Below are 13,475 nucleotides of genomic sequence, written 5' to 3'. Positions count from 1 at the left end.
GGGGGATTCTCTTGAAACTGTTAATTATAGATGACGAGACCCGGACAAGAGAATTATTGAAAAACTATATTCCATGGGACACCGTGGGAATCGACGAAGTAGAGACGGCGCGCAACGGTCTGCATGCTCTTGAACTGGCGACAGAACGGAAGCCGGATATTATTTTATGCGACATACGGATGCCGAAGATGAGCGGCATTGAGTTCGCAACGGAATACAGGAATACGGACCCGGATTGCCCGATAATTTTCCTTAGCGGATTCTCCGACAAGGAGTATCTCAAATCGGCGATCCAGCTTAAGGTATTTACGTATATTGAGAAGCCCGTCAATCTGAATGAAGTGCGCGACGTCGTAGAGGCGGCCATCCGGCTTCGCAAGGAAGAGCAGAAGCGCAAGGAGGAAGAGCGCAAGCTGCAGGAGGGATTTGACCATAGTCTTCCCTATCTGAGGCAAGAGATGGTCCGCCGGCTAGTTACGAATCCAGAGTCGCCCCATGTTCTTCCGGCGCTTCGCAGCAAAGACACGTTCCTGCTGCCGATGGAGGGCTCCTATACGGTAACCGTCTCCAGCCTGTATTGGAGTCCGTTCGACTTGCCGGAAGATCCGGGGGTCACGCAGCTAAGGATTCTGGAAGCAATCACAAGCCGGAATGGTTTCCACGAAATGAAAGCGCTTGCCGGATTCGATTCCGGCCATCATCTGGTGCTGATTCTACCGGGTGAATATAGGAGCTCTTACCGCGAAGGCAGAGAAAGGATCGAGGAGATATTCTCCGGACTCCGCGAGATTGCGGGACCGGCTATCGACCTTAGGATCGGGATCGGGCAGCCTGCGGCCTCCTATCGGGAAATTCCCGAAGCCTACCGTCTGGCTTCCCTTGCTTGTGCCTATCAGTATTATGGCAGCGGATCAAAGCCCGTTTTCTCCGACGCGCTTGAGAAGCATGCCCCTGTCGCGACGAACTGGGAGGAAGTGCGGTTAATGCGCGACCAGCTCCGGAAAGGGAATGTAGAGGAAGCGAAACGTATCGTCCGTGAATGGACCGCGTATGTCAGGAAGCAGAAGGATCTTGATATTATGCGGCTGAAGGATACGTATTTTCAATTTCTGATTGCAATCATGGAAACGGCGATACAGTTGGGGTTAGCGGAAATTTCGAAGGATACCGAAAGGCGGTACATGTGGAAAGAGATCGACCGCATTCCGGGGCTGAACGAACTGGAGCAATACGTGTTATCGTTCCTGGAAGCGATGGCTGAGCCAAGCGATGAAGAGACAGTTGCCGGAAGCGGCAAGATGAGGGAAATTATCCGTTATATCCATGCCCATTTCCAGGAGAAAGGTTTTACAATCCGCGATATAGCCGATCATGTGCAGCTAAGCGAGACGTATCTATGCGCGTATTTCAAGAAGCATGGCCGTCAGACGATCAAGGAATACATCACGGATACAAGGATGCATAAAGCGAAAGAGCTGCTCTGCGACCCGAATGTCAAAATGATCGAGGTAGCGCTGCTCATCGGCATGACCGACGCCAATTACTTCACGACTTTCTTCAAACGGAATGCGGGTTGTACCCCTTCCGAATACAGGGAGCGTGCCGTCCGATGAGAAGAGGAATAAAAAGGCCGTTCTTCTTCAGTATCCGCTATAAGCTGTTCGCGACGTACGTGCTGGTCATTATGATCCCGTTCCTGCTTCTGCTCGTTATTCATATCAGCATGACGCAGCAGGAGAACAAAGAAGCCGCGGTGTACGCTTCCCGCAAAATGCTCGATGAGACGAAAGCTTATCTGGAATACAAATCCGAAGCCATTACGGAAGTTCTGAACTTTATCGCTTTTAACGAACTTGTGCAGACGGCGGTTAATGCGGATTCGAAGCCGTATGAGGACATTGACGTGTGGCATATGGCTTCGCTGCAGCTGTCGAGGCTCATTAATCAATTTCGTTACAACGACGACATTGATTCGATTCAGATCTATATGAGGCAAGGATTGGCCGGAGCGACGGAAAATACCGACTTCCTCGATATGAAGAAGGCTGAAGCGGAACCCTGGTATACCCGTTTTGCCTCGGCCAAAGCATTTGTGGCCTGGCTTCCTTCCGATGAGGTAGATCCGAATGCCGATAGCCGGGAACTAACCGTCTTGCGGAAAATACCAAACGAACATGATATCCAGCGGTTTGACGGTATTGTACGGGCGCGCATTAAGCCGGCCGCCATGGATTCGGTGCTGAATCATGCGATTCTAACGCCGCATGCGGCGGCTTTTCTGTTCAACGACGAAGGCGAGCTGCTTGGCAAATCCGACCGTTTTACCTATTCGGATGAGCTTGTGCAGGAGGTAAGCGCCCTTTATCGAGATTCCGACGAGGTCGACAACTATTACAATAATCATTATCCGATTAACGGCAGCCGGCATCTGCTTGGCGTGCAGGCTATCCCCCATACCGATATGAAGGTAGCGCTTGTTGTGCCTTATGCCGATATCTTGCAATCCAGCGTAAAAGCGAGAAACCGAATCGTATCGATCTTCCTGATCATTGTCCCGTTTATGCTGCCGTTCTCCTTCTTTGTTGCTGCAACCGCAACGAAACGGATTCGCAGGCTGATTATCCATGTCCGCAAGGTGAAGCATGGCCATTTCCAGCTTGCGCCCTTGCCGGCGGAAGATGACGAGATTGGCGAGTTGACGCATAACTTCAATACGATGGTTCAGAATATTTCGGGCTTAATCGAAGAGAAGTCCTCGCTTGGCAGAGAGGTGAAGAACAAGGAGCTGAAGGCGCTGCAGGCGCAGATCAATCCGCATTTCTTGTACAATACGCTGGATCTGATTAATGCCATGGCGATTGAATCGGGTGCGGATGATATTAGGCGCGTGGTTGACGAATTGGCTGTCTTTTATAAGCTCAGCTTGTCCAATGGCAATGAATACGTGACGCTGGAGAGCGAGCTTAAGCATATTGAAGCGTACGTGCGAATCCAAAACATGCGTTTTGGCGACAGCGTCCGTCTGGAGTTTGAGGTGCCGCGTGATCTGTACAATTGCCGGCTGCCCAAAATACTGCTGCAGCCGCTTGTTGAAAACGCGATTCTGCATGGCATTATGGAGAAGGATAGCGAGGAAGGCGAGATCCGGATTTGCGCCTGGACGGATAAGGGAGATTTGGTGATTGAAGTAACCGATGACGGAGTAGGGATGAGCGAAGAACGGCTAAGCGCTATGTTGAATGCCCCTTCCGAGGTTAACGGGCGCGGAGGTTATGGAGTGCGCAACATCGAGGAACGTCTGCAGCTGTCCTATGGTCTTCAATATGGACTGAAGTTCGACAGCGCCGAAGGCGAAGGGACACGCGTCTTGCTGCGGCTGCCCGAGCGAAGGCCGGAGGAATGGGGGAGAGCGCAATGAGAATAAGGAGATGGCTATGGATGGTAACGGCTCTTCTCTCTATGCTGATCGTGCTCGGATTAACGGCATGCTCCAAGAATGAAGGGCAACAGCAAACGGCCGCATCGGGTCCCGGCCATGAGAAAGAAGTGAAGCTTGTCGGTTATCTGATTGGGGAAGCGCCAAAGGGGATGCCGCAAGTGCTGCAGGCGATCAACGAGAAGCTGAAGAAAGATATTAATGCCACGATCGAGCTGAATTATATCGGTTGGAATGATGTCGCTTCGAAATATCCGCTTGTGATGGCAAGCGGTCAGGATGTGGATTTTATATTCGCCGCGGACTGGAATTTCTATGTCTCGGAAGCGACGAAGGGAGCCTTTTATCCGCTGAGCCAGGCTTTGCTTGAGCAATATATGCCGCGCCATATGGCGGCCATGGCACCGGATGCGCTTCGCGCAGCCGATGTTAACGGGACGCCGTATATGGTTCCGACCTCTTCTCCCGACCGAAAGGTCAATGTCGCGTTGTTCCGCAAGGACGTGATGGAGAAGGCGGGCATGAAGGAGATTACGAAGTTCTCGGAGATTGAGCCGTATCTGGCCGAGATTAAACGCGATTATCCGGGGATGATTCCGCTTAATTTGGATTCCCAATATGATCTTCCTATACCGTTTGCTTATCTGATGCTAGAGAAGTTTGCTTGGTTTACCGCGCCGTTTGATTCGGGCGATCCTCTTGCTCAAGGAATAACGGCGGATATGGAGGACCCCGAGGCGCGTATGCTTAGCATGACAGAGGAGCCGATACTGGGCTGGCAGAAGGAAGCCGCTTACAGGATGAAGGATTGGTACGATAAAGGATACGTGAACAAAAATCCTTACGCGAACAATATTCGTTCGAAAGATCAATTCTGCAGCGGGAAATCGGGCATCGCGTTTGGCAATTCCATCGACATGATGAACGTATTTATGTCATGCGAGGAGCAGGGAATCGACGTCTACCCGTTCCCGATGTTATATCCGTCAGGCAAATCCGCGGAATCCAGCTGGTTGAACAACGGGGTTGCGGTCGCCGCTTCTTCTAAGAACCCGGAAAGGACGCTGGAGGCTCTTGATCTGATTATGGAGGAACCTTCCTATGCCTATCTGGCCTACTACGGAATCGAAGGGGTTCATTATACGATAACGCCCGAAGGCACGGTTGGGTTGCCGGAAGGAGTAACGTCCGAATCCAACACGTATCCTCCCGATGCGGCAGGCTTCTGGTTTGTGAACAAGAATCTGTTCAAGCCCGTTGCGAATTGGACGGAGTCTTACAAAGAGCTGCAGGAGCGGATTCAGCCGCTCTTGGAACCCACGCCTTTGGTTGGATTTCTGTTCAATTCGGATCAAGTGAAATCCGAGATTGCCACCCTTAAAAATGTCTCTACGCAATATGCGCAGCCGATTTATATCGGTGCCGTTGAAGACGTGGATGTAGCCTTTGATACGTTGGTACAGCATTTGAAGAAGGCTGGAATCGATCGGGTGAAAACAGAAGTACAACAGCAGGCGACCGAATATATCGCCAGCCGATAACGAATAAGTTGAAAGCCTGTCCGGCGTTAGAGCCGGGCGGGCTTTTTTGCTTTTTTTTTGTGCGAGGCGCGGAACCATTGGTTTTCAAAGATGATCGTAAGTTTACCCGGTGTGAGGCCGTCTTCCCATTCGATAACATAGAAGCAGATAGAGTAGAGCTGGAGAGAAACGTTACGGAGGGACCGCATGAAGGATATTCGTAGAAATTGGCTGTTGTATCTGATGTTTTTACCGGTTGCTGTTTATTTTGTTGTATTCGCTTACATTCCGATGGGCGGCGTAGTGATGGCTTTTGAATCCTATTCCAGGCAAGGCGGGATGTTTCTGAGCGAATGGGTGGGTTTTGACAACTTCCATTATTTCTTTGCCTCGGGCAAAGCGTGGCTCGTTACCCGCAATACGTTTGTGTACAACATTATGTTCCTAGGCTGTTATACGGTGTTCTCGATTGTGGCTGCCGTCTTCTTGTCCGAGATCCGCCGCAAATCGTTTAAGAAGCTAAGTCAGACGCTTATGTTCCTCCCTTATTTTATTTCCTGGGTAACGGTGTCGGCCTTTGTCTATAACTTCCTCAATTACGAGTACGGCATCGTGAACAAAATTCTTCATTATGTCGACGCGCAGGCGCTTGATATTTATTCGAACACCAGCTATTGGTACTTCCTGCTTCCGTTCCTGTATGTGTGGAAATGGGTAGGGTACGGCAGCATCTTGTATCTGGCCGCGATCGTGGGCATCGATCAGGAGATTTACGAGGCAGCTACCATTGACGGGGCAACTCGCATCCAGCGGATTGCAAGAATCACATTGCCTCTGCTCAAGCCAACGATGATTTTTCTTCTGCTGCTCGGACTTGGACGAATCATGAGAGGCGAGTTCGATATGTTCTACCAGTTGATCGGCAATAACGGCCTGCTCATGGACGCGACGGATATTATCGATACGCTGGCATTCCGTTCCTTAATGGGTTCGGCGGATTTCGGAATGGCCTCTTCGGTTGGACTTTATCAATCCGTGCTCACGCTCATTATTATTCTAGCCGCCAATTGGCTGGTGCGCCGGTACGACAGAGAACAGGCTTTGTTCTAATCGGTATTCCTACTCAACATATGCGAGAAAGCAGGTGTTCGAATGAGCAGTCAAACTTCGGGCCGGAAGCTGAATTCCGCTCCGGTATTTACAACAATCTCTTATACGGTCGTATCGATTATCGCTTTAATATGTCTGCTGCCCTTTATCGTACTTCTGGCAGGCGCTTTCTCCTCGGAGAGTTCGGTGCTTGCGGACGGTTATTGGTTCTGGCCGCGCGATGTATCGCTTGAAGCGTTTAAGTATATTTTCCGCTATCCGAACGATGTGTTATCCGCTTACAAAGTATCGATTATCGTAACGGTGGTGGGGACGGTATTATCGCTGTTCATCTCAACGATGGCGGCCTACGTGCTAGGCAGAAAAGAACTGAAGCACCGCAATAAGCTGGCGTTTTTCCTCTTCTTCACGACGTTGTTTAACGGCGGACTTGCTCCTTATTATATTTGGCTGAGCCGTAACCTGCATCTGACGAATACGTATGCGGTTCTGATTCTGGGCCCGATGTTCAATGTGATGTACATTCTCATTCTTCGCAGCTTTATCAAAAGCTCCGTTCCCGAACCGCTTATTGAATCGGCGAGGATTGACGGAGCGGGCGAGATGAGGATTTTCCTGCAGATGGTTCTGCCGCTCAGCAAGCCCGCGCTTGCTTCGATCGGCGTGTTCACCGCTCTCGCTTATTGGAATGACTGGTGGACCGCGATGATGTTTACGACCAAGGACTCGCTTATTCCGCTGCAATATCTCTTGTACAAAATGTTATCTTCGATCAATCTCTCGTCGGCGATGGCGCAGCATGTGACTAGTCTGGATGCGCCAAAGGAGACGTTCAAGCTTGCGATGACCGTTATTGCAACGGGACCTATTCTGCTTGTTTTCCCGTTCGCGCAGAAGTATTTCGTAAGCGGCGTTACGATTGGCGCCGTCAAGGGTTGATATAGATTCCCGGCTTAGCCCGGAATTTATATAGATGCATGAATTGCTTGGCCAATATAAGGGGAGGGATTTATTTTGAAACAAACAAAAAGCCTGTTTACGATGCTGGCCTTGATCGCCATGATTGCGCTCTTGCTAGCCGCCTGCAGCAGCAACGGCAATAATAACGGCAATACGCCGGCATCCTCCAAGGCCTCGGAAGAGCCATCCGCTTCACCGTCTGCCGACACCGCCAAGGAAACGGCTGCCGCGGATACCGGTAACGATCATTCCGAAGAAGTAAAGCTGGTTGGTTATTTGCTGGGCGAAGCGCCAAAAGGGATGCCTGACGTGATGGCGGCCCTTAACGAGAAGCTGAAGAAGGATATTAACGCAAAGCTTGAAATCAACTATATCGGCTGGGGAGATATTGCTTCCAAATACCCACTGATTCTGGCGTCCGGCGAAGATGTCGACTTCGTGTTCACGGCCGACTGGAACTTCTATGTGCCCGAAGCCAATAAAGGCTCCTTCCAAGAACTAACGCAGGATATGTTCCAGAAGTACATGCCGAAGTATACGGCGAAGCAGGATCCTGCCGCCTACAAAGCCGCGCAGGTAAATGGCAAGCAATTCATGATCCCGACAACAACGCCGGACCGCAAAGTTGGCGTTATCGTCCTCCGCAAGGACGTCATGGAGAAAGCGGGTTTGACGAATCCGACGAAAATCTCCGAGCTGGAGCCTTATTTTGCTGAGATCAAGAAGGATTATCCGAATATGATTCCGCTGAACCTGGATTCGCAATATGACCTGCCGGCACCGTTCGGAGCTTTGGTCCAGGAGAAATTCGCTTATGCCGGCGCACCGATTGATTCCGGCGACCCGTCCGGCGTAGGCAACTACACGGATCAGGAAGATGCCAGCGGCAAAATTCTGAGCATGACCGACGAACCCGTTCAAGGCGCGTTCAAATATGCGGCCGGTGTCATGAAGCAATGGTATGATGCGGGTTACGTGAACAAAAATCCGTATTCCAACAAAATCCGTTCGAAGGATAACTTCTGCGACGGCAAATCCGGCGTAGCGTTTGGCAACTCGATTGATATTCAAGCTACCCTGTCGTCTTGCCAAGACAAAAACATCGACACGTACATTATGCCGGTACTGTCGCCGACAGGCCATGCGCCTTCCAACAGCTGGCTGAACAACGGCGTTGCGATTGCCGCCAACTCCAAACATCCGGAACGCGCCATGGAAGCACTCGATCTGATTATGGAAGACGAGTCTTACGTCTTTAATGCGTACTATGGCATCGAAGGCAAAAACTACACGGTGACGGCCGACGATAAGCTGGCTTTGCCGGATGGGGTAACCGCTGCGGACAATACGTATCCGCCTGATGCGGCAGGCTTCTGGTTCGTCGACAAGGACTTCTTCAAGCCAAGCGCCAGCTGGACCGACTCCTACATTGACTTGAACAACAAGATCAAAGACTATCTGCAGCCAATCCCTTATCTTGGCTTCACGCCTAATACGGACAATGTGAAGACCGAAATCGCGAATTTGAAAAACGTCTCCACGCAATATTTCATGCCGCTTGCGATCGGCGCCGTGAAGGATGTCGACAAGTCGTTTGACTCGCTAGCTTCCAAGATGAAGGCAGCAGGCGTGGACAAAGTGAAAACGGAGATTGAGAAACAAGCCTCGGCGTTCCTTGCGGCCAAGGGCTAATAGATTGATCGATAGTAGAAAGGCGGTTCCTTAGGGGACCGCCTTTTGTGCAGCTATTTTGTTGAATGAAATCCACTGTAGCTAGGTGTGCGTGGGCAAATATGGTAATGTAAATGAGAGACGGAGATAGGGGGGGATCTATTGAAGCAGTTCTATATCGTGCGTCATTGCAAAGCTGCAGGACAGGAGCCGGATGCTCCGCTAACGGAGGAAGGTGTTCAACAGGCTGAGCAGCTTGCGGAATTTTTCTCTGGCAAGGAAGTGGAGATGATTCTATCAAGTCCGTACGAAAGGGCGTATCGCACGATCTCGCCTTTGGCGGGCAGACTTGAGTTAGACATTGCCGTGGATGATCGCTTGGCAGAAAGAGTCCTGTCCGGGTCCAATCATGCGGATTGGCGGAACATGCTGCGATTAACTTACGGGGATCTGAATTTGCGTTATGAGGGCGGGGAGTCCAGCCATGCGGCAATGAACCGAGCGGTAAATGTCGTTACGGAAGCTCTGAACAGCGACAAGAATAACATCGTTATTGTGTCGCACGGCAATCTTATCTCTTTGTTGCTTAAGCATTTTGACAATAACATCGGATTTGAAGAGTGGGAAGCCATGTCCAATCCCGATGTCTACCAGATTACCTTCCCATCCAATCATAAACCTATCGTTCAGCGAATATGGTAGAAATAATTGTGATTCCTATGTTTAGTTTCACTGGTTTTGCGTTAATTCTATTAATAGGCAAAATATATGGTTATAAAGGGGACCTGTCCGTATGCCGCAAGGCAAGTGGTTTCGTATTGGTTATGGCGTTATTATCGTCTTATTGATTGCCTTCTTGGCATCCAAGGTCGATTTCGTATTTGATCCGATTGGCAAGGTGCTGGCCGCGTTGTTTGTGCCGCTGCTCATTTCGGGTATGTTCTATTACTTGTTTAGGCCGTTTGTTAGAATACTCTCGCTCAAGCTGCCGAAGGTGCTGGCTATTCTGCTCGTGTATATCGGCGCGCTTGGCATTTGTTACTTATTCTTCTGGATGATTTGGCCTCCGATCCGGGACCAATCTATTACGCTGGTGAATAACTTCCCGCAAATCGTCGCCTCCGTTCAGAGCTGGCTCGAGTCTTTGCAGAAGCATGAATGGCTGCAGGAAATTGGCCAGAAGGATGCGCTATCTACCGAGAATCTGACGAATAAGCTGACCGGCTCGCTGGATACCTTGCTTAATTCCGTCGTTGGCAGCGTGCGCGGCATCTTTAATCTGATTATGAACTTCTTCTTCCTTCTGGGTCTCGTTCCGTTCATGATCTATTACTTGCTGAGCGAAGGAGACAAGTTCCCCGGTCTCATCCTGCGGATGCTGCCGGAACGTTATCACCGTGAAGCTAGCGGCGCGCTTAAGGAGATTGACGCCTCGATCGGCTCTTTTATTTTGAGCAAAGTGCTGACTTCGCTTTTGATCGGTTTACTGACGTTTATCGGCTACTTGTTGATAGATTTGCCTTATCCGCTGTTGCTAGGCTTAATCGCCGCGATTACGAACTTCATTCCCTATATCGGTCCGTTGATTGCGTTTATCCCAACGGCTGTCGTAGGGCTCACCGTCTCTCCGATGACGGTATTGCTGATTGGCGTCATATTAGTCGTCTCGAACCAGATTGAAGCCAACCTGATCGGGCCGCGCATTATCGGCAAGCAAATGAACGTTCATCCGTTCACCGTCATGCTGCTTGTCATCGGCGCAAGTTCGATAATCGGCGCGTTTGGGATGATTATCGTTGTGCCCGTCTATGCGATTATCAAGATTATTGCGACACGCGTGTACGAGTTCCGTAAAAACAACCATATTCCTCCGAAGGATCCCATAGTTGGAGGGACCAAACGTCCATAGAAAAAACAAGGCCAAAAAGCCGTCCGAAACCCGGGCGGCTTTTTTCATTCTCTTGCCTCATCCTGAATTTTTTTCCATCCCGCTGAGCATGATAAGAAATGCAAAATGGGGCACATCACGAACATTTGACGGGGAGGGAAGACAAATATGGTGACGCTTAGGCAGATGGCGTCGATGGTCATTGTGTTTCTAATGGGCAGCTCCTCTTTGTTTCTGCTTGCCGGCAAGGCGGAGCGGGATGCGTGGATGGCGGTAGCGCTTGGCGTCGTCGCTGGATTTGCGGTCATTAGCTTAGTAACGTTGCAGATTCAAAGGCTTGAGCCGAGCCTCAATCTGATGGAAATATTCAAGCTTTATTTCGGTAAAATAATTGGCTTTGTCATTGGTTTTATTTATGTTCTTTATTTCATGTACAAATGCACGCGCAACGTGCGCGAGTTCGCGGACTTGTCGATCATGTTTCTACTCTCGGATACTCCGCTTTCGGTCCTTATGCTCCTCATCTGTTTAATAGGATGTTATGCGGTAATGGGGGGACCGGCTGTTTTTTTCCGGATGGCCGAAGTGCTGTTGCCGATTTTACTCCTTATTTATTTCTTGATTTATATTCTGCTGATCGGGACGGGAACGGTTGATCTGGGCAGATTGCTGCCCTTGCTGGAGAAAGGCTTCAAACCGGTATGGGACGCCGCCATTCCGGAAATTATTTCGTTTCCGTTTGGCGAAATGGTGTTGTTCCTGATGTTCTGGCGATATGTGCAATCCAGCAACTTCAACGAGGTCATACAGATGACGTTGAAAGGTTATTTGTTTGCGGGAGCTTTTATTACGGTTATGAATGTCGTCATTATCGCGAGTTTGGGCCCATTAGCCGGATGGAGCACGGTTCCGCTGCTGCAAGCGACAACTTTTGTGGCGTTGGGGGATGTATTTGAGCGGTTTGATCCATTTATCGCTTTGCTTTTTTTCACGGCGGTATATATAAAGCTGACGGCTTATTACCTCGGCGCATCGCTTGCGCTTGCTTATTTGCTAGGGATTTCCCTCCGTATTGCTGCCATCCCGGTCGGAATTGGCATCTATGCGGGATCGTTCTGGTTTAAAAGCTACATGCATCAGGTCAATGTCGGATTCGAGCAAAATATTAAATACCAGTTTCCAATCTTTCAAATGGTCATTCCGGTCTTGCTGTTGATTGTCATGCTGTTGCGGTCAGGCGTGCGATCAAGCAGCAAGCAAGGACAACAAAGCCAGCCAGTAAGCGAGGACAGTCACCATGCCAACTGATAAGCATGCAGGCCACTCCGGTAAGGAAGGGAGTCCCGGTTCCGGACAGACGATACAAGCCGAGCAAGTATTGCTCCCGGATTTGGATAGCAATTTGGAGCGTCTGCACCGATTCCTGGGCGGGGGAGAGGATATCGTGTGCCGGACGCTTGAGCATCGTTCTTTTAACCGTACGCGGTACGCGCTTCTCTATATTGACGGGATTGTTGATGGAGTGGCCATTAGCACCATGCTGCTTGGTTTATTGGAAGATGCTAATGCTTCTTATACGGAAACGGAAGGCGCGGGCGAGCCTAACCTGTACCGTCATCTGACGGAGCGCTCTATTGCAATTGGCAAGCTAAGTGATGTCAATACGATCGAACAAGCGGGGTATGCCATGCTCGAAGGATGTTCCGTTCTTCTTGTAGATGGCTGCCTGCGGGCGATTGTCATGGATACAACCGGCGGCGAAACCCGGGCGGTAGAGGAACCAAGCAGCCAGACCGTTATTCGGGGACCCAAGGAAGGGTTTACCGAAAACTTGCGGACCAATACCTCTCTTATTCGCAGAATCATTAAATCGCCGGATCTAAGATTCGAATACAAAATGATCGGCCGCCAGACGAGAACGAATGTCGCGGTTGTTTATTTGGAGGGAATAGCGGAGAGGGAGGTCATCAATGAGGTTCACCGGCGTTTGGATAAGATTGATATAGACGGCGTGCTGGAAAGCGGATATATCGAGGAGTTTATCCAGGACCGGGCGTTTACGCCTTTTCCGCTTCTCCAAAATACGGAACGGCCGGATGCTGCTTGCGGCGCATTGTTGGAAGGCCAGGTTGTCATTATGGTATCCGGAACCCCGTTTTCGCTTATTGCTCCGGTAACCTTTGCGAAGTTTTTTCAATCCAGCGAAGATTATTACCAGCGTTACGATATCGCGACTTTTCTGCGGATTATTCGGATGACTTCGTTTTTTATATCAATGTTGCTGCCGTCGCTCTATATCGCGATTACGACTTTCCATCAGGAAATGTTGCCGACCTCGCTGCTCATCAGCTTGGCCGCCCAGCGGGAAGGAATTCCGTTTCCGGCTTTGCTGGAAGCGTTCCTGATGGAAATTACGTTCGAGATCTTAAGGGAAGCCGGCGTTCGAATGCCGCGCATCATTGGACCCGCGATTTCCATTGTTGGGGCACTCGTGCTTGGTCAAGCTGCCGTTCAGGCCGGTATTATATCGGCTGCGATGGTTATAGTCGTATCCTTTACGGCGATCGCGAGTTTCGTTATTCCGGCAGTTAATATGGGAATTGCGGCCCGGCTGATCCGGTTCGTTCTCATGATTCTGGCAGGGACGTTTGGTTTGTTTGGCATTATGTCGGGATTGATGCTTCTGCTTGCCCATTTGTGCGGATTACGTTCATTCGGCAAGCCATATATGATGCCATTCTCGCCATTTGTCGCATCCAACATGAAAGACGTACTGATCCGCGTGCCGTGGTGGGCCATGCGCAAACGTCCGACGAACATCGCAAGCGACAGTAATAAATTTAGGGAAGGTGCCGGGCAGAAACCCCGCCCTGATCAGGAAGGAGCCTAG

General features: G+C 50.2%; 10 protein-coding genes. All 10 read left to right on the top strand.

Annotated elements, in window-relative coordinates; all coding sequences use genetic code 11:
* Positions 1 to 11 precede the first annotated feature (11 nt).
* The 10 genes from QQK89_RS10850 (at position 12) to QQK89_RS10805 (ending at position 13,475) form a co-directional block, all read left to right on the top strand.
* Positions 12 to 1,613, top strand: coding sequence for a response regulator (locus QQK89_RS10850; protein WP_284238577.1), 1,602 nt, complete (start codon positions 12 to 14; stop codon positions 1,611 to 1,613).
* Complete coding sequence (locus QQK89_RS10845) at positions 1,610 to 3,418, top strand: cache domain-containing sensor histidine kinase (RefSeq protein WP_284238576.1); 1,809 nt, start codon at positions 1,610 to 1,612, stop codon at positions 3,416 to 3,418. Before QQK89_RS10850 ends, QQK89_RS10845 begins: the two co-directional genes overlap by 4 nt.
* Entirely contained in the window at positions 3,415 to 4,977 is a 1,563-nt protein-coding gene (locus tag QQK89_RS10840) for an extracellular solute-binding protein (protein ID WP_284238575.1), read from the top strand. The genes QQK89_RS10845 and QQK89_RS10840 overlap by 4 nt, the downstream gene beginning before the upstream one ends.
* Before the next feature lie 186 nt (positions 4,978 to 5,163).
* Complete coding sequence (locus QQK89_RS10835; RefSeq protein ID WP_284238574.1) at positions 5,164 to 6,066, top strand: ABC transporter permease; 903 nt, start codon at positions 5,164 to 5,166, stop codon at positions 6,064 to 6,066.
* Between the two features lie 42 nt (positions 6,067 to 6,108).
* Entirely contained in the window at positions 6,109 to 7,005 is an 897-nt protein-coding gene (locus QQK89_RS10830) for a carbohydrate ABC transporter permease (protein WP_284238573.1), read from the top strand.
* Positions 7,006 to 7,080: 75 nt separating this feature from the next.
* Entirely contained in the window at positions 7,081 to 8,718 is a 1,638-nt protein-coding gene (locus QQK89_RS10825) for a DUF3502 domain-containing protein (RefSeq protein WP_284238572.1), read from the top strand.
* 141 nt (positions 8,719 to 8,859) lie between these two features.
* Positions 8,860 to 9,399, top strand: a complete 540-nt coding sequence (locus tag QQK89_RS10820) for a histidine phosphatase family protein (protein WP_284238571.1) — start codon at positions 8,860 to 8,862, stop codon at positions 9,397 to 9,399.
* Positions 9,400 to 9,490: 91 nt separating this feature from the next.
* Complete coding sequence (locus QQK89_RS10815; protein WP_284238570.1) at positions 9,491 to 10,606, top strand: AI-2E family transporter; 1,116 nt, start codon at positions 9,491 to 9,493, stop codon at positions 10,604 to 10,606.
* Positions 10,607 to 10,753: 147 nt separating this feature from the next.
* Positions 10,754 to 11,893: a GerAB/ArcD/ProY family transporter gene (locus QQK89_RS10810; protein ID WP_284238569.1), complete on the top strand. Its 1,140-nt coding sequence runs from the start codon at positions 10,754 to 10,756 to the stop codon at positions 11,891 to 11,893.
* Entirely contained in the window at positions 11,883 to 13,475 is a 1,593-nt protein-coding gene (locus QQK89_RS10805; RefSeq protein WP_284238568.1) for a spore germination protein, read from the top strand. Before QQK89_RS10810 ends, QQK89_RS10805 begins: the two co-directional genes overlap by 11 nt.

Origin of the sequence: Paenibacillus glycanilyticus (genome assembly GCF_030161375.1) — a bacterium.
Classification (GTDB): domain Bacteria; phylum Bacillota; class Bacilli; order Paenibacillales; family Paenibacillaceae; genus Pristimantibacillus; species Pristimantibacillus glycanilyticus_B.
This window is presented reverse-complemented; position numbering and strand designations above follow the sequence as displayed.

What these genes read in the sequence shown, in the direction of transcription:
- QQK89_RS10835 (WP_284238574.1), top strand. Translation starts at nt 5,164, where the DNA reads ATGAAGGATATTCGTAGAAATTGGCTGTTGTATCTGATGTTTTTACCG.
- QQK89_RS10815 (WP_284238570.1), top strand. Translation starts at nt 9,491, where the DNA reads ATGCCGCAAGGCAAGTGGTTTCGTATTGGTTATGGCGTTATTATCGTC.
- QQK89_RS10840 (WP_284238575.1), top strand. Translation starts at nt 3,415, where the DNA reads ATGAGAATAAGGAGATGGCTATGGATGGTAACGGCTCTTCTCTCTATG.
- QQK89_RS10845 (WP_284238576.1), top strand. Translation starts at nt 1,610, where the DNA reads ATGAGAAGAGGAATAAAAAGGCCGTTCTTCTTCAGTATCCGCTATAAG.
- QQK89_RS10810 (WP_284238569.1), top strand. Translation starts at nt 10,754, where the DNA reads ATGGTGACGCTTAGGCAGATGGCGTCGATGGTCATTGTGTTTCTAATG.
- QQK89_RS10805 (WP_284238568.1), top strand. Translation starts at nt 11,883, where the DNA reads ATGCCAACTGATAAGCATGCAGGCCACTCCGGTAAGGAAGGGAGTCCC.
- QQK89_RS10830 (WP_284238573.1), top strand. Translation starts at nt 6,109, where the DNA reads ATGAGCAGTCAAACTTCGGGCCGGAAGCTGAATTCCGCTCCGGTATTT.